Below are 16,734 nucleotides of genomic sequence, written 5' to 3'. Positions count from 1 at the left end.
GCATCACCAGGCCGGTGTTCGCGCCGCGGCACCTGCCACAGCCACATACACTGAGGTCAATATGGCTAGCCGCTGGCAGTTGCTGGACCGCCCGACAGAGTTCGACACCGTTCGTTCGACATTGACGGGCGGCAAAGGCGGCGGCGTCGTGGTCACCGGGCCGGCCGGCGTCGGTAAATCGACACTGGCGCGAGCGGTTACGGCGACGCTGCGTACCACGGTGAACTGGGTCGGCTGCACCGAATCTTCGCGCAGCATCCCGCTCGGGGTGTTCGCCCACCGCATTCCCACCACGGGATCGCGTGACCCGCTGGCGCTGCTCGCGGCCGCACGTGAGTCGGTTCTGGCCGACGCCGACACCGTCATCGCGGTCGACGACGCGCACCTCCTCGACGACCTGTCCTCGACGTTGCTGTATCAGATCGCGGTGGAGCGGGCCGGTCAGGTGGTGGCCACGGTACGCAGCGGCGAACCGGTGCCTGCCGCGGTCACCGCCCTTTGGAAGGACAATTATCTGCAGCGCCTCGAGCTTGCGCCGTTCACCAAAGAGCAGAGCGTCACCCTGATCGAGGCCGTCCTGGGTGGCACGCTGGAAGGCCTATCCGCCGATGTGATGTGGGACGCCTCCGGCGGCAACCCACTGTTTCTGCGCCACATGGTGGAAGGCGCACTCGACGCCGGGACGCTGACCGAAGTAGACGGTGTCTGGCAGCTGCGGGGCCGCGCTGCGGTGCCCTCCGGGCTGGCCGAATTGCTCGAAGACCGGCTCGACCAAGGCGGGCACGGGATCGAGGCGCTCAAGCTGCTGGCCTTGTGCGAGCCTCTCGACGTCGACGTGCTCTGCGAACTGGCCGGCGAAGAGTCCGTCGACGCCGCCGAGCTCGGTGGGCTGATTCGCGTCACCGAAGACGGCCGCACGCTGATCGCCCGGTTCACCCACCCGCTCTACGGGGACGTCGTGCGACGGCGGATGGGCACGGTGTCGGCGCGCCGGCTGCGCGGACAAATCGTGCAGGTGCTGCGCAACCGGAAACTCGACTCTGCGGCGGCGCGGCTGCGGCTGGCCCAATTGGCCATCGCCAGCGATCAATCCGTGGAGACCGGCCTTCTCGTGGCGGCCACCAAAGACGCCATCTCCCTGTCCAACGTTCCGCTCGGTGAACAGCTCGCGCGCGCCACCCTAGAACGTGATGGCTCGCTGCAGGCCGCGGAGCTGTTGTCGCGCGCGCTGCTGTGGCAGGGACACCCCACCCAGGCCGACAAGGTTCTCGCACGGTTCTCGCCGGACGAGCTCGACGAGTTGCAGCTGGTGATGTGGGGCATCCCGCGGCTGTCGATACTGTTTTGGTCGATCGGGGATACCGAGTCCGCCCACGAGGTGTTGAGCCTGTTGCGCCAGCGCGTGGTCGAACCCACCCTCAAACTGATCGTCGACGCTACCGCATCGGCAATCACCGTGCACGAGAACAACATCGCCGAGGGCATCGCCGCCGCCGAGACGGTGCTGTCGAATCCGCATGCACCCAAGCAGGCAGTCGATTTCGCCGCATTCGCCGCCGGCTTGGCGATGCCGGTCGCAGGGCGCGGCAATGATTTCGAGCCGATTGCGGCGCGCTGCCGTGCCGAACAGAAGGCCACCGACGGCATGATTCGCATCATGGTGCGCTACGGCGACGTGCTGGCCCTCACTCACACCGGTCAGCTGGATCTCGCCGAAGCCCGGGCCGCGCACTATGCGCAATTCTCCTCGGCCGGGCAATTTCTCGCGTGGGCGATCGCCAAGATCACCACCGCGTTGGTGGCTACTCACCGCGGCCACTTCCCCGAAGCCATCACTTCCCTGGAACAAGCGTTGGCAGCGCTGGCAGCTGAAACGTCGCTGCCGTGGCTGCTGCCGGCACGGCTGCTGCTCTCCCGGTGCTACGCGGCACTGGGCAGCATCGATCAAGCCGAGCGGGTACTGGCCGATGCCAAGGAGCACAGCGGGCGGTCGATGGCACTACACAACCCCGAACTGTTGATCTCCAGGGCGTGGGTCGCCGCGGCCAGGGGAGGCGAGCGTCCCGGCATCGAACTGGCACGTGCGGCCGCCGAATCTGCGCGCAGCGCAGGTCAATTCGCTGTCGAAGCCCAAGCTTTGCACGTCACCGCCCGGTTCGGCGACACCACCGTCGCCGATCGGCTCGCAGAACTGGTCGACCAGGTGGACGGTAAGGTCGTTGCGCTGGCCGCCCGCCACGCCGCGGCGGTCCGTGACGGCGACGCACAGGAATTGGATGTGCTCAGCGCCGAATTCGAAGCCGCCGGACTGCTGCTGTCCGCCGCGGACTGCTCGGCGCAGGCTGTGCCGATGCATGAGCCAAGCGTTTCACGATCGAAAAGCTATGAGTCCTCGGCCCGTGCGCTGCGGCTGGCGACCCAGTGTGGCGGAGCGGTTACACCGGCGATCAGGGCTGCGGCCGAACCGCTGCCGTTGTCGCCTCGCGAGCGCGAGATCGCCGGTCTGGTGGCATCCGGGTTGTCCAATAAGGGCATCGCCGAACAGCTCACGGTGTCGGTGCGCACGGTGGAGGGCCACATCTATCGCGCATGCATCAAGCTCGATGCGGCCGACCGCGAGGCACTCGGCAAGATCATTCGCGGGAACCCGGGCGCAAAGTAGACCGCCTGGTGGGCGCCGGGGGCCTGCATCCGCAGGCTGAAAAATATTCAGGTAGTTCACTACTCGTGGCGAGCGCTTCACCGCCGCGTGACCATCGATGGACCGAACTTTCCTGCAGAAGGGACGCGGCCCGGTGACTACCGCAGCGCACGAAGACCATCACCACGACGAAGAGGCGCCGATCGCCGTCGGCACCATGGTGCTCTTCGGAGAGACACGACTTTATCTGTCCTGTACACCGCCTTCCCGGCCGCCGCACAGCGAACAGATGATCCTCGCGGTCACACTCGCCAAGTCGGGTGAAGATCCCTATGTGCGCTACCGCGCCGATCGCGGTGTGGCAGGCACGCCCTTCTACAGCTTGAGGCCAGAGAACAGGCGTGTGCCGGTTGCGGCGGCGGGGGAGTCGTTCGTCACCGATATACATCGCAACAGGTGTGGAGACGCTGGCGAACTGTTGATCACAGGCGTCACTGTCACTGTCGATGATGTGGTTCATGACCACCGGCTCGACTCGGCCGGGACTTCGCGCAGCGGCAGTCTGAACTACTTGTGCTTTGGGGAGGGCGGCGAATTCTATGGCGTACACCAGATCATGCCGGCGTCGAGCTTTGACCAGATCGTCTCGATCACCATTCTCGATGAGGCCCTCGCCCAGCAGCCAATGCGCCGGGCTGCCGTGATGACTGTGCCCGCCGCCGACGACGTCTTCTCGCGGTTGCAGCCCCACGACGCACCCAAAGCCGGCTTCGTCATCCATCCCGGCACCCGCGGCGAGCGCACAGCGCGATCGCGCATCACGGTCGGCGCCGAGATCTATTTCGCCCATCGATTCTCGGTCGAATGAACTTGAGCGGACGCCGATTGCCCTGGCGCCCAGTCAATCACCGTTTGTCGACGTGACCGCTCGCGCCTGCCGCCACAAACATCGACGCGCTCGTTGGCTCGCAGATCGCTGGGGGCGATCATCCGCCCGTCAGCCGCTGCTTACATATGACGACGCGACATGGCAGCGACTGCAATGGTTTAGGCCACCTGCCCAGCCGGCTGGAGAAGAATCAGTCCTGAAACCGCTCAACGCCAGCTCATGCCCGCGTTCAAAATGTCCAGCTGCCTGCGGGACTGAGCACGAAACCGTGTCGTTGGGCGGTCTCATCACCGTGGTTTCGGCCGAAGTCTCGGATCAGCATGCAGGCGACGTCGAAATCCTGTACGCCGCATGTGATCTGGTCGCCACCCATCAGCGTTCCCCCGGCGCCCAGAATCACCTTCTCGCCTGAGGCCAAAAGTTTTCCGTTCAGTTTGTCGATGTCCGGCGGGCCGCCCAGATCGAAACGCGCCTCATAGTCCCCGGCATAAACTTGGTTGGCGGGATGGTTTAGCCCGGGAATGGCCCCGAAACAATACGCTGCGGTATCACCGCGGCTGCTCCACATCGCGCACTGCAAGCCCGTCGGGCCGGTGAAGGTCGCCAACGAGTAGAACCTCGAGACGTCGTGGTCGGCTGACACGTCAGTGAAATCGTCGAGCACCGGAAACCCTCGTGGCGGTGGCGCGACGGCCTGCGTGGTAAGCGGCAGTGAGGTGTCAACCGCAGTGACGGCCGGCCCGAGGCCGTGTGGGTGATTCGACAGAGACTGCGCGGCTATCATGACCGCGGCGCTAAGCACCGCCACGGCGGCTAGCCGAGGGCCCACCGCACGCATTCTCACACCGACCCCCTGTGTCGAATGGCCGCCCGGACGAAACGGTCAGCGATTCAGGTTCACCACGAACTCTTGCACGTTGTACGGGTTGTTCGTGGTGGTATTCCACTGACTCACCAAGATCACTGCCTGATCGAGAGTGGAGCCGGGCACGATGTAGCCGCCGTAGTTCTGCGGCACCGTCTCCTGGGTCGCGACGACAGTGACCGGTGTCCACGGGGCAAGCACCTGCGTAACATCGTCGGCCACGCGGACTTCGACGCAGCCCGTGCTTTGATTGAACCCGGACAACACCGCCTTGCCTTCGATGAGCCGCATGCTCAGCTCGCCGAAGAGGTCTCCGCTCAGCGGTGTCGGAGCCACATCCCAGCCCCAATCCGGGCCACCGCCGACCATTCCCCACGCATGCCACCAGTTGCGGTCGGTGAAATTGGCCGCCGGGCAGCGGTACAGACGGACGGTGTGGTCACGGGCGAACCCGTCGGCCACGATGTACACCCAGCCGTCCGGCGCCTGGTATCCACTGATCTGCGTCTCGTTTCCGTCCTGCCAGCCGGCATCGCGTAGCGACCCGGGAACGGTGGGCCAGTGCGGGGCGTTGGGATCGATTCGTACCAGGCGTGAATCGACGGGCAGCAGGTTCACCACCCGCGTCACCAACGCGTAGTCGATGCCGAAGACCTGGACGGTGCCCGCCGGTAGCTGACTGCCGCCTGGCACGTGTGGCCACGTCTCGGCGTAAAGGGTGCCGTTGCCCCCGAACGAGTGGTCGAACTGGATCAGGGGGCCGTTGAGACTGCCGGGCAGCACATGCAGACCCATGGACGGGCTCCAAGCCCCCTCGCCGACATGGTTTCCCGTGAAGGTGTCGCCGGCCAGCGCGACCTGACCGCCGGGCGAGATTTCGCACAGATCGGTAGCGCCCGCACCGAGGGCGGCGGTCGGGGAGCCGGTCCCGGCCACGACGCCGAGATTGATCGCCTGCCCGCTGGCCGGCGTTGGCAGCCCGGCCAGCGCGACGGCCGCCGCCGCTTCGGCGACCAGCGCGTCCCGGCGCCGAGGCAGAACGCCGGATTTGGGTGCAGGCAACGGAGCAGCGGCGGGACGCCGGCGAAGGGTGCTCTTCCGCACCGAGCTGGTGCGTGCAGGCGGTGCGGTCGTATCGGCCAGCTGTCGTGTCATGTGAATCCCCCCAGAAGTGAATGGTTGAAACGGTGTCGGCTCGCGCTCAGCGCGCGCTCATCTCGAGAGGTGCCAACCCCAGCTGCTGCCGCAACAGGGTCAAACGCCCAACGGCGACTCTGGTGTCGATGCTGGCGTCGGCCATGCAACTTGCGGCGCTGTTCGTTATCCGCTCCGCTCTGCCACTTTCGGCTTCTGCTCGCCACGACGCGCCTGTCCACTTGCGACCGAAGTAAGAACTGACCGTGCCGATGATTGCCAGCACGACCGGCAGAGCTGGTACGAGATCACCTCGTTCGTCGAGTCGTCTTTCGCGCCAGAGGAACTCGGCAGCGCGATCAATCTCAGCGAATAGGCGTTCTGCTGGTGTGTGGTGCAGCACCTCGCGCACCTCCAGCAGCCCTTGGAGGGAATCCGACTCGTTCTGTTTGGCGCGGATGGCGGCACCGTTGAGCAGGCCCATCACATGGTTAGTCGTGACCGTCGAGACCACCGTCGCCGTCGGTGTGTTCGTCGGCTGTCGGCGCCCCGCCTCGACACACTCGCGGCACAAGCGGATGAGATCACGTGGAATGCCACCGCTGAGTGCGTGGCAGTAGTAGGCGAGCACCTGCGGCATTCCGACGACACGGCCCAGTAGCAAGTCGCTGGCGTCGCTCATGCTGAACCGGTCGACGTCTGCGATTGTGTCGAACGTCGAGTCGAAGGCGTCGCGCAGCGGGATACCGCGCAGGGCGAACCTTGCGAGGGCGTCCTCGGAGACGGAGACGAGGAAGTGGATGTTTTCGCCGTGCATCAGATCCTTCAAGCCGTTGATGACCTCGATTGCTTCCTCGGGGGCAGAGATCTTGTCGAGCTCGTCTACGGCGACAATGATGGTGCGATCACTGACCTTGCGGTACAGCGCGGCGAACTTCTGAAACGCGTCGACTCGCTGCGGATGTGACGATTCTCTCTCGACCAGTTCTGTCGTGCTGCTTTCCTCGAAGGAAAGAGCCCGTAAGGCAACGGAATTGGTTGATGACGTCTGGGTCTTCGTACTCCAGGCGAGTCGCTCAAGTTCGGCCCTTGCCAGGGCGACCGGACTCCTGTCGCGTAACCGCTGAACACGCGTGGTGCTGATGTAGGAAACGACCAGACTCGCCAGCAATACGACAGCGGTGGCAGCCAAGCCGGATCCGGCGGTCAGCGACCAGCTCACGCGCGAGTCTTGCCATTTGAAGAGAAGCACTGCCGCAGCGCACAACATCACTGCTGCGGCGGCGACGATTCGAACGGTGAGTACACCGTTTCGCTGCGTCAGCAGCGGGTCCTGCCGCGACGCGCCGTGCGCTTCGAGGATTTCCTCAGCCGTGCGCTGATGAATTGTCCGGACGAAGTCGGCCGGCGAGTACTTGACCGGCGCCGGCACGTACACCCCAACATAGTGATCTTGGTAGCGGGCGCACAGCTGCCGCATGATCGTCGTCTTGCCGATGCCGCGCGGCCCGCTGATGCCGATGGCGGATGTCACGTGCGATCTGATGAATTCCTGGACATCACGTAATGCCCTGACGCGCACGGGGTCCTGATTTTCCAACTCCACAAGCCATGGCGCGTCTGTCGTCGACAGCACAACTTCGGCAGACTCTTCCGCGGCACGGCGCCGGGCTTCGTCTTCTGCGGCGAGTGAGTCGTCATGGCGTTTGTTGGCGGCGCGATTGAGATATGCGGCTAACTGGACTCTGACGATGTCGCGGTACTGCGCCTCGGCGTCTTGCGAGTCGTTCAGACGCGAGACGGTTGGCCACAGCGATAACCGTCCTGTGCCGATTCGCCGGATGATCCATCCCCATGCCAGCAGACAGATGACAGAGGCGATGATGGCCGCGATTCTCAAGTGGGCGTTACTGACCAGTCCGATGGCGAGCAGCGTGACCAGCGAGAAGCCGAAAAGCCCGAACACCAGCGCAGCCGCGCGCAGCAGATGAGCGAACGTGCGCCACGGGGATCGCACCGGTGCCGTGGGGATGTTCGTGTGTGCGAGGAGCCGCTTGGCGAAGGCTGCGCGATCCGCCACGTATTCGTCGCTGATCTGGTGTTTGACGGCGTCTTCGACGTCGCTGCCGTCGAAGACGCGGATGAACTCTTCGTAGAAGATGTCTTCGTCACGGGACTGACCTCGCAGCCTCTTTGGGTTCGGCGGCACCGCCGAACTCGTGGCATCGGAGATTTGCACTGAGCTGGCCATCGCGCAGCACCGCCTATCGTTGTCGGCCCACAGGCTGGGCACGCGATCGGCGCAGTCGGCACATGCCATCGGCTGCATGTACGCGGCCGCTGCGGCGACGCGGTGCCGAATCCCATCGTCACCTCGGCGGCCTCGACCGGCGCGAGTACGTCACTACTCGAAATGTCTCGGCGACCGTGGCATTACTTGCCCCCGCGGGCGCGAAGGGCTCCGTTACGCGGCATCTCGGCCAGGCGGCTTGAGCTCCCACGGCGGCCGCATTTTCGAGTACCGCGCTACTCAATTGCGTGGTCCACAGCCCTGCGACACTGACTATCGACGGCGAAGGGGGTCGCCATGGGAACCGAGCGCAATGGCGCTGCCGCCACGACAACCGCGTCGGCTGTGGAACCGCAGCACGGGTCCTCTCCAGGCACGGGTGTCGCGGGCACGCAGCCTCCAGATGATCCGCGGCGAACCGACCTGCGGGTAATCGACAGCGGCTTCACCGCCATTGTTGCGTTGACGATCGCGGCCGGCGTCGGTGTGCCGCTCGTCGCGCTCGCGAGCGGTGGGGCTCGTGGCTGGTTCGGACATCACATCGCGTGGTTACTGGTCGGCTACGGAAATCTGCTCGCAGTTCTCTTGTTCGCGGGGATGGCGTGGTGGTCGAGGCATCGCAGCGGGGCGGTGCGCGTAGCGAGCCTACTTCTGGTCGGGTCGCCGGCGATTCTGACTGCACTCGGCGGCTTCGTGTACGTCGCCGAACCGACATGGCGGGTCAACGTCATCCGCGCTCTGCTCGACGTGATCCTGCTCATCACACCCGCGGTGATGTGGTGGCTGTTCATCGAAGCTCAGCGGGCAAGCCTGCTCAACGAGTTTCTGACCAATGTGCAGCGGCTCGGCCTTCTGGAGCGTCGAGATTCGCTGGGGGAGAACGAGGCCGCGCGAGCCACGCGCATCGACAGCTACCTACAGAAGTTCGAAGGGACGTACGGCCGGGTGCCGCGCCGGGTACACAGCGACGTTCTCAAAGACCGGATCACACCGTACTCGACGGAGGAGGCGCGCTCTCAGGCGCCCTATTCTGTCTCCACTGTTCCGGTTTCGCTCACCGTCATCGTGCTCGCGATCGGATGGTTGGTCACTCTGCCGCCTTCGCGCGACAGGATCGTCGATGACCACGAGGTCTGGAAGACGGCGTTGACACCGACCGCGGCACCGGTGACATTCGCTTTCCTCGGGGCCTACTTCTTTGCGATCCAGATGCTGTTCCGCCGGTACGTGCGTTCGGATCTGCGCGGCAGTGCTTACGTCGCGGTGGTGATGCGGATCCTCATCGCCCTGATCGGAATCTGGGTGATCACCGCCGTCGCTCAACTAACGCCGTGGGCGAACAATCAGTCCGCGTTGTTGTTGATCGGCTTCGTCGTGGGCGTGTTTCCGGTCGTCGCGTGGCAGATCATCCGCAACCTGATGGTCAAGATGTTTCGGTTCGCGCTTCCCAGCCTGCAGCCCGAGATGGCCTTGGACTGCCTTGACGGCCTTACGGTCTGGCACGAGGCGAGGCTGGAGGAGGAAGACATCGAGAACGTCCCCGACATGGCGACCGCCGACATTGTGAGCCTGCTGATCAGCACGCGATTTCCCGCCGATCGCATCATCGACTGGGTCGACGAGGCGATACTGTTGACTTATCTGGGCCCCAACCAGGTGAGAAAATCCGAGCGCAGCAGCGCCCGAGAACTATTGGCTCGCCACGGGATTCGGACTGCCAGCGCCTTGCTGTCCAGCGCGAGATCGGCGACCGATCATGGGCGTATCGCTGAATTCAGCCACATCGTCGTCGACGATGCGGGCAGGTCTGTTCTTCCGTCGCTGATCACTTCTGTTCGCACCAATTCCAATCTCGACCTGGTGTTGCGGTGGCGGGGGCAGACGGCTTGAGAACTGAGGATCAGCGACGGCGATCTCTTTGGTTGGGTAGCCCTTCGCCCTCCAGACGCACCACGTCGACTTCGGTGGGCGTGAGTGAATCCCAGCCACTCGACGGCCGTTTGCGCTCACCGCGCCCCCGCAGCGCACGGGCGACCAGCTTAGACACGGGTCCGACGAAGCTGGTCCACGGCGGCCGTCATCGCCGACGGCCGCGACTCCCACAGATGGGTGGAGCCCTCGACGTAGGCGAGCATCAGCGTGACCATGCCGGTCGGCAACAACCGTCACATCGAGGTCGCTTCAGTCAGTTTCGCTCACGCTTGCAATGAACAACTGTTTCCGGCACTGGGCCGAGATGTACCGGTTCACCGCCTTGACTGATTTCTGTACGAGCAGACGCAGAAATGACCTGACACGCCGAAAATTCGGACACTTTGCGTCTGCTCAGCGCAGACCGCCCTATCCCGTGTACGCCATCACGTGCTTGATGCGGGTGTAGTCCTCGAACCCGTAGGCCGACAGGTCCTTACCGTGCCCGGACGACTTGAAGCCGCCGTGCGGCATCTCGGCGACCAGCGGGATATGGGTGTTGATCCACACGCAACCGAAGTCCAGCGCGGCCGAAACCCGCAGGGCCCGTGACACATCGCGCGTCCACACTGACGACGCCAGGCCGTACTCCGTGCCGTTGGCCCACTGGATGGCTTCCTCCTCATCGGAGAAGGACTGCACCGTGATCACCGGCCCGAAGATCTCGTTCTGGATCAGCCGGTCGTCCTGGCGGAGCCCGCCGATCACCGTCGGCTCGACATAGAAACCCTTGTCGCCCTGACGCTGTCCGCCGACCGCGACCTTCGCGTGCGAAGGCACCTCGCCCAGGAAACCCAGCACCCGCTCCAACTGGTTGGCGTTGTTCACCGGTGGCACCCAGGCGTCCTCGTCATCCGCGGGCTTGCCGAACGTCGTCGTCGCGCCGCGCGCCTGCTCGGCGAGCGCATCGGTCAGGTCGGACGCTACGGAGGCCCGTGCGAGTACCCGGGTGGCCGCCGTGCAGTCCTGGCCCGCATTGAAGTAGCCGGCGGTGGCGATTCCCTCAGCGGCCGAGGCGATGTCGCTGTCGTCGAACACGATGACCGGCGCCTTGCCGCCGAGTTCCAGGTGGGTGCGCTTCAGATGCCCGCCGGCGCTGACCGCCACCGCTCGGCCCGCGGCCACCGAACCGGTGATCGACACCATCTCCGGCGTCGGATGCGCAACCACCGCCGCACCCGTAGCCCGGTCGCCGCAAACGACGTTCAGCACGCCGGGCGGGAAGTGGCGCGCGGCGATCTCGGCGAGCATCACCGTGGTGACCGGCGTGGTGTCGCTTGGCTTGATCACGACGGTGTTGCCTGCCGCAACGGCCGGGACGAACTTCCAGATCGCCATCATCATCGGGTAGTTCCACGGCGCCACCTGACCGACAACGCCGACCGGTTCACGGCGGATCCACGAGGTGTGGTTCTCCATGTACTCGCCGGCCGACTTGCCCTCCAACATCCGTGCCGCACCGGCGAAGAACCGGATCTGGTCGACCATCGGAGGAATCTCCTCGGCCATCGTGACGTGGTTGGGCTTACCTGTGTTGCGCCCTTCGGCGGTGACGAGTTCTTCCGCGTGTTTTTCGACGTCATCGGCGAAGTCGAGCAGCGCCTTCTGCCGATGCGACGGTGTGGTGCGCTTCCAGTCCGCGAAGGCCTTGGAGGCAGCCGCGTAGGCGTTGTCGATGTCGGCCTCGTTGGAGATCGGCGCGGTGGCGAACTCCTCACCGGTGGTCGGGTCGACCAGCGGCATGGTCGCGCCGCTCACGGAGTCGACGAGTTCACCGCCGATGAAGTTCTGAACCTTGGTCATTGCAACTCCTGTCTTTCGGGTGTCGGCTTAGAGATCGGCCAGGACCAGAGCGAGAACGTCCAGGCCCTCGACGAGTAGCTCATTGCTGATGGTCAGCGGCGGCAGGAAGCGCAGCACATTGCCGAATGTGCCGCAGGACAACACGATCACGCCGGCGGTGTGGCAGCCGACGCACAGCTTCATGGTCAGCTCGGGGTCGGGATCCAGCGTGCCGGGCTTGACCAACTCCATGGCGATCATCGCGCCGCGCCCGCGCACGTCGCCGATGCGGTCGTTTTCTGCCTGCAGCAGCCCGAGCCGGTCCTTCATCAAGACCTCGATCTCGCGGGCGCGCTCGACCAACCCGTCGGTCTCGATGGTCTCGATCGTGGCCAGCGCCGCCGCACAGGCGACAGGGTTGCCGCCGTAGGTGCCACCCAGCCCGCTGACGTGTGGCGCATCCATGATGTCGGCGCGGCCGGTGACCGCCGACAGCGGCATGCCGTCGGCGATGCCTTTGGCGGTGCAGATCAGATCGGGCTCGATGCCCTCGTGCTCGCAGGCGAACATCGCGCCGGTGCGGGCAAACCCGGTCTGTACCTCGTCCGCGATGAACACCACGTTGTTCTCGCGGCACCAATCCAGCAGCGCGGGGAGGAAACCGTCAGCGGGAACGATGAATCCGCCCTCACCCTGAATGGGCTCGATGATCACCGCGGCCAGGTTGTCGGCACCGACCTGCTTCTCGATGACGTTGATCGCCCGCTTGGCCGCCAACTCGCCGTCGGTGGCCAGTTCCTTGCCGTACTCGGCATCGCGGAACGGATACGACAACGGCGCACGGTAGATCTCAGGGGCGAAGGGGCCGAAGCCGTGCTTGTACGGCATGGACTTGGCGGTCAGCGCCATCGTCAGGTTGGTGCGGCCGTGGTAGGCGTGGTCGAAGGACACCACCGCCTGTTTGCGCGTATACGTCCGCGCGATCTTGATCGCGTTCTCGACGGCTTCCGACCCGGAATTGAACAGCGCCGACCGCTTCTCGCCACCACCCGGCGTCAACCGGTTGAGCTGTTCGGCCACCGCGACGTAGCCCTCGTACGGCGTGATCATGAAGCAGGTGTGGGTGAAGTTGGCGACCTGGTCGCGCACGGCCTCGACCACCCGCGGCGACGAATTCCCGATCGTCGTGACCGCGATGCCGGAGCCCAGATCGATCAGCCGATTGCCGTCGACATCCTCGACGATCCCACCGAACGCTCTGGCGGCATACACCGGCATGGTGTTGCCGATACCGCGGGATACCGCAGCGCTCTTCCGCTCGATCAGCTGTTGTGATCGGGGTCCGGGGATGGACGTGGCGAGATAGCGGCTTTGCTCGAGAGTGCTCAATCCAGGCTCCTGATTTCGGTTGGGTTCGACGAATGCCGCGTCGCCGTCTGAGCCTAGTCTCATGACGCACCGATCCGTCGAAAACCTAACCATCTGGAACGGGAACCGTCGGCGGGGCGACCCAAACACAACGGATTCCGTTGCGTCAGGTCACTGTCGCTGGTCATGGCACATCGCGCCGCGCCGCAGGCCCGGAGGCGACCGGGTGGTCGGCTGTCCGCGGTGGCAATGGCACACTGGACAAAGACGAGGCCCCTGACCTGCGGTCTGGGCGCCGTGATGCAAAACCGAAACGAAAGACGATTGCCGCCATGGGCGAACTGACCCTCTTCCTGCCCCTTTTCATCATCTTGGGCGCGTTCATGTTCTTCGCGTCACGGCGCCAGAAGAAGGCGATGCAGGCCACCATCGACCTGCACAACTCGCTGACGATCGGTGACCGCGTGCACACCACCTCCGGCCTGCAGGGCACAATCACCGGAATCACCGATGACAACGTCGAGCTGGAGATCGCGCCCGGTGTCATCACCACCTGGATGAAGCTGGCGGTGCGGGACCGCATCGCCGATGACATCGACGAAGATTCGACCGACACCGACACCACCGATCTCGACTATGAGGCCCGTGAATCGACCGCCACCGAGATCAAGGAAAGCCCGAACACAAAGACTGACGGCTGACGACTCAGCACAAGCACGTACCCTTTGCGGTGCTGACGAACTGATCTCGAAGGAGACCCTGACAACGTGGCATCGTCTTCGGCACCGGTGCACCCTGCCCGCTACCTAGGGCTTTTTTTGGTGTTGCTCGTCGGTGCCTACCTCTTGGTCTTCCTGACCGGTGACAAGCAGGCCAAGCCCAAGCTGGGCATCGACCTGCAGGGTGGTACCCGCGTGACGCTCACCGCGCGCACACCGGACGGCTCGCCGCCCACCCGCGACGCGCTCAACCAGGCGCAGCAGATCATCAGCGCCCGCGTCAACGGTCTCGGCGTCTCCGGCTCCGAGGTGATCATCGACGGCTCGAACCTGGTCATCACGGTGCCGGGCAACGACGGCAGCGAAGCCCGCAACCTCGGCCAGACGGCCCGGCTGTACATCAGGCCCGTCATCCACGTGATTCCGGCACAGGGCCAGGCACCGCAGTCCCCTACGGAGGCGCCGCCGGGCGGACCGCCGCCTGGCGCTCCGCCTGCTGGGGTGCCCGGACTGCCGGGCGGAATTCCTCCCATCGCTCCGGCCGAGCCCGGCGCACCTGTTTCCCCGCCGTCGCCCGCCGAGCAGACGCCGCCACCGCCGGCGGAGCCGGCGCCGCAGCCGCGCCCCTACCCGCAGGAGCCCGCACCGACGCCGGCCCCGCCGCCGCCGGGCCCGGGCGCGCCACCCGCGCCAGGGGCGCCGCCTGCGCCGCAGAACCAGTCGCTCGCGCAGCGCATCGCCGACGAGAAGCAGTTGCGGCAGAGTACCGATCAACAGATCGAAATTCTGGCTCTGCAGTTCCAGGCGACCCGCTGCGACCAAGAGGACGTGTTGGCGGGTAACGACGACCCGAACCTGCCGTTGGTGACTTGCTCGCAGGACGGAAAGCAGGTGTATCTGCTCGACAAGGCGATCATCAAGGGTGAGCAGATCAAGAACGCCGACTCGGGACTCGACCAGCAGCGCGGTGAGTACGTCGTCACGGTCGAGTTCAACGATGAGGCATCGAAAATCTGGGCCGATTTCACCGCCGCCAACGTCGGCACGCAGACCGCGTTCGTGTTGGACTCCAAGGTGGTCAGCGCACCGCAAATCCAGGAAGCCATTCCCGGTGGACGCACGCAGATCACCGGTCAGTTCACCGCGGACTCCGCGCGCCAACTGGCCAACGTGCTGAAATACGGGTCGCTGCCGCTGTCATTCGAGTCATCGGAGGCCGAAACCGTCTCGGCGACACTGGGATTGACATCGCTGCGGGCAGGGCTGATCGCAGGTGGGATCGGTCTGGCGCTGGTGCTGTTGTATGCGCTGCTGTACTACCGGGTGCTCGGTCTGCTGACTGCGCTATCGCTTGTCGCTTCCGGCGCAATGGTTTTCGCGATCCTGGTGTTGCTCGGCAGATACATCAACTACACGCTCGACCTCGCCGGTATCGCCGGTTTGATCATCGGTATCGGCACCACGGCCGACTCGTTCGTGGTGTTCTTCGAACGCATCAAAGATGAGATACGCGAAGGTCGTTCGTTCCGCTCCGCCGTCCCACGCGGTTGGGCCAGGGCGCGCAAGACGATCCTGTCGGGCAACGCGGTGACGCTGTTGGCCGCGGTCGTGCTCTACGTACTTGCGGTCGGTCAGGTGAAAGGCTTCGCATTCACGCTGGGCCTGACGACGGTCCTCGACGTCGTCGTCGTGGTCCTGGTGACCTGGCCGCTGGTGTACCTGGCGTCGAAGTCGCCGACGCTGGCCAAGCCGTCACTGAACGGGCTGGGTGCAGTGCAGCAGATCGCGCGGGAACGGCGAGCGGCCGCACACGCGACGGGACGGGATAGGTAGATGGCGGCCAAGCATTCACCCGACGTGACCGATTCCAGCGCGGTCGAGGCACCCGACCTGGAAGCGGCCGCGGCCGATGCCCCCAAGCACGGGTTCTTTGTCCGGCTCTACACCGGCACAGGAGCGTTCGAGGTAATCGGGCGCCGCAAGCTGTGGTACTCGATCAGCGGGCTGATCCTCGCGGTCTGTATCGCGAGCATGGTGTTGCGCGGATTCACGTTCGGCATCGACTTCGAGGGCGGCACCAAGGTGTCCATGCCCACGGCGGGTGCCAACGGCACGATCACCTCGCAGCAGGTCGAAGACGTGTTCAGCAAGACCCTTGGCAAGAGCCCCGAATCGGTCGTCGTCGTTGGCAACGGTCCGTCGGCGACGTTGCAGATCCGCTCGGAGAAGCTGAGCAACGACGAGACTGAAAAGCTCGGTACAGCGCTGTTTGATGCGTTGCAGCCCAAGGGATCCGACGGCAAACCCAGCAAGCAGGCGATCAGCCAATCCGACGTTTCCGAGACCTGGGGTGGGCAGATCACCAAGAAGGCGCTGATCGCGCTGGTGGTGTTCCTGGTGCTGGCGGCCGCCTACATCACGGTGCGGTACGAGCGCTACATGGCGATTTCCGCGCTGGCGACTTTGGTGTTCGACTTGGTGACCACCGCGGGCGTGTACTCGCTTGTCGGGTTCGAGGTCACCCCGGCCACGGTCATCGGCCTGCTGACGATCCTCGGCTTCTCGCTCTACGACACCGTCATCGTGTTCGACAAGGTGGAGGAGAACACCCACGGTTTCGAACACACCACGCGGCGCACCTTCGCCGAACACGCCAACCTTGCGGTCAATCAGACGTTCATGCGGTCGATCAACACCAGTCTGATCTCGGTGCTGCCGATCCTGGCTTTGATGGTCGTCGCGGTGTGGCTGCTCGGCGTCGGAACGCTCAAGGACCTGGCACTTGTGCAGCTGGTCGGCGTCATCGTCGGCACGTACTCGTCGATCTTCTTCGCCACCCCGCTGTTGGTTTCTCTGCGGGAACGCACGAATCTGGTTCGCACCCACACCCGACGGGTGCTCAACAGGCGCAAGCCGACCAGGGCTGACGAGGTGGCTGACGCCGTACCGGAGGAGGTGGCGGCGGTGGCCGCCAAGCCGGCCCCGGAGAAGCCCGCGCCCGGGTCGAAGCCTGTCCGGCCGACCGCAAGCCGGACCGGGCGCCCCTCGGGTAAGCGAAGCACCCGCGGGCGATAG

General features: G+C 64.9%; 11 protein-coding genes. 6 read left to right on the top strand and 5 right to left on the bottom strand.

Annotation, left to right across the window (positions count from 1 at the left end; translation table 11 throughout):
* Positions 1-61 precede the first annotated feature (61 nt).
* A complete protein-coding gene (locus ACGFK1_RS31560) occupies positions 62-2,662 on the top strand; it encodes a LuxR C-terminal-related transcriptional regulator (protein WP_393439279.1) in 2,601 nt (866 codons plus the stop codon).
* Positions 2,663-2,930: 268 nt separating this feature from the next.
* Positions 2,931-3,509, top strand: a complete 579-nt coding sequence (locus ACGFK1_RS31555; protein ID WP_393439276.1) for a hypothetical protein — start codon at positions 2,931-2,933, stop codon at positions 3,507-3,509.
* A 250-nt stretch (positions 3,510-3,759) separates the two neighbouring features.
* Here the strand turns inward: ACGFK1_RS31555 and ACGFK1_RS31550 are convergent, their stop codons facing one another.
* The 3 genes from ACGFK1_RS31550 to ACGFK1_RS31540 form a co-directional block, all read right to left on the bottom strand.
* Complete coding sequence (locus ACGFK1_RS31550) at positions 3,760-4,137, bottom strand: hypothetical protein (RefSeq protein ID WP_393439273.1); 378 nt, start codon at positions 4,135-4,137, stop codon at positions 3,760-3,762.
* A 276-nt stretch (positions 4,138-4,413) separates the two neighbouring features.
* Positions 4,414-5,550 carry a DUF4185 domain-containing protein gene (locus ACGFK1_RS31545; RefSeq protein WP_393439271.1) on the bottom strand — a complete coding sequence of 379 codons (1,137 nt, stop codon included), beginning with the start codon at positions 5,548-5,550 and terminating at the stop codon, positions 4,414-4,416.
* A gap of 46 nt (positions 5,551-5,596) precedes the next feature.
* Complete coding sequence (locus ACGFK1_RS31540; protein WP_393439268.1) at positions 5,597-7,495, bottom strand: P-loop NTPase fold protein; 1,899 nt, start codon at positions 7,493-7,495, stop codon at positions 5,597-5,599.
* A 621-nt stretch (positions 7,496-8,116) separates the two neighbouring features.
* Here ACGFK1_RS31540 and ACGFK1_RS31535 point away from each other — a divergent pair.
* Complete coding sequence (locus tag ACGFK1_RS31535; RefSeq protein WP_393439265.1) at positions 8,117-9,709, top strand: hypothetical protein; 1,593 nt, start codon at positions 8,117-8,119, stop codon at positions 9,707-9,709.
* Positions 9,710-10,159: 450 nt separating this feature from the next.
* Here ACGFK1_RS31535 and ACGFK1_RS31530 read toward each other — a convergent pair whose 3' ends face one another.
* Entirely contained in the window at positions 10,160-11,593 is a 1,434-nt protein-coding gene (locus tag ACGFK1_RS31530) for a gamma-aminobutyraldehyde dehydrogenase (RefSeq protein ID WP_393439262.1), read from the bottom strand.
* Between the two features lie 27 nt (positions 11,594-11,620).
* Positions 11,621-12,961 carry a 4-aminobutyrate--2-oxoglutarate transaminase gene (gabT, locus tag ACGFK1_RS31525; protein ID WP_393439259.1) on the bottom strand — a complete coding sequence of 447 codons (1,341 nt, stop codon included), beginning with the start codon at positions 12,959-12,961 and terminating at the stop codon, positions 11,621-11,623.
* A 311-nt stretch (positions 12,962-13,272) separates the two neighbouring features.
* Between gabT and yajC the strand changes: the two genes are divergently transcribed.
* The 3 genes from yajC to secF all read left to right on the top strand — a co-directional run bounded on the left by yajC (position 13,273) and on the right by secF (position 16,734).
* Complete coding sequence (gene yajC / locus ACGFK1_RS31520) at positions 13,273-13,641, top strand: preprotein translocase subunit YajC (RefSeq protein ID WP_393439256.1); 369 nt, start codon at positions 13,273-13,275, stop codon at positions 13,639-13,641.
* Between the two features lie 66 nt (positions 13,642-13,707).
* The gene (gene secD / locus ACGFK1_RS31515) at positions 13,708-15,492 is read left to right on the top strand and encodes a protein translocase subunit SecD (RefSeq protein ID WP_393439254.1); all 1,785 of its coding nucleotides are present in this window, start codon (positions 13,708-13,710) and stop codon (positions 15,490-15,492) included.
* A complete protein-coding gene (secF, locus tag ACGFK1_RS31510; RefSeq protein ID WP_393439251.1) occupies positions 15,493-16,734 on the top strand; it encodes a protein translocase subunit SecF in 1,242 nt (413 codons plus the stop codon).

The sequence above is a fragment of the Mycobacterium sp. NPDC048908 genome, from assembly GCF_043197955.1.
GTDB lineage: Bacteria > Actinomycetota > Actinomycetes > Mycobacteriales > Mycobacteriaceae > Mycobacterium.
This window is presented reverse-complemented; position numbering and strand designations above follow the sequence as displayed.

Coding starts and splice junctions, on each gene's coding strand:
- ACGFK1_RS31555 (WP_393439276.1), top strand. CDS start 2,931: ATGATCCTCGCGGTCACACTCGCCAAGTCGGGTGAAGATCCCTATGTG.
- ACGFK1_RS31545 (WP_393439271.1), bottom strand. CDS start 5,550: ATGACACGACAGCTGGCCGATACGACCGCACCGCCTGCACGCACCAGC.
- ACGFK1_RS31530 (WP_393439262.1), bottom strand. CDS start 11,593: ATGACCAAGGTTCAGAACTTCATCGGCGGTGAACTCGTCGACTCCGTG.
- yajC (WP_393439256.1), top strand. CDS start 13,273: ATGGGCGAACTGACCCTCTTCCTGCCCCTTTTCATCATCTTGGGCGCG.
- ACGFK1_RS31535 (WP_393439265.1), top strand. CDS start 8,117: ATGGGAACCGAGCGCAATGGCGCTGCCGCCACGACAACCGCGTCGGCT.
- ACGFK1_RS31560 (WP_393439279.1), top strand. CDS start 62: ATGGCTAGCCGCTGGCAGTTGCTGGACCGCCCGACAGAGTTCGACACC.
- secF (WP_393439251.1), top strand. CDS start 15,493: ATGGCGGCCAAGCATTCACCCGACGTGACCGATTCCAGCGCGGTCGAG.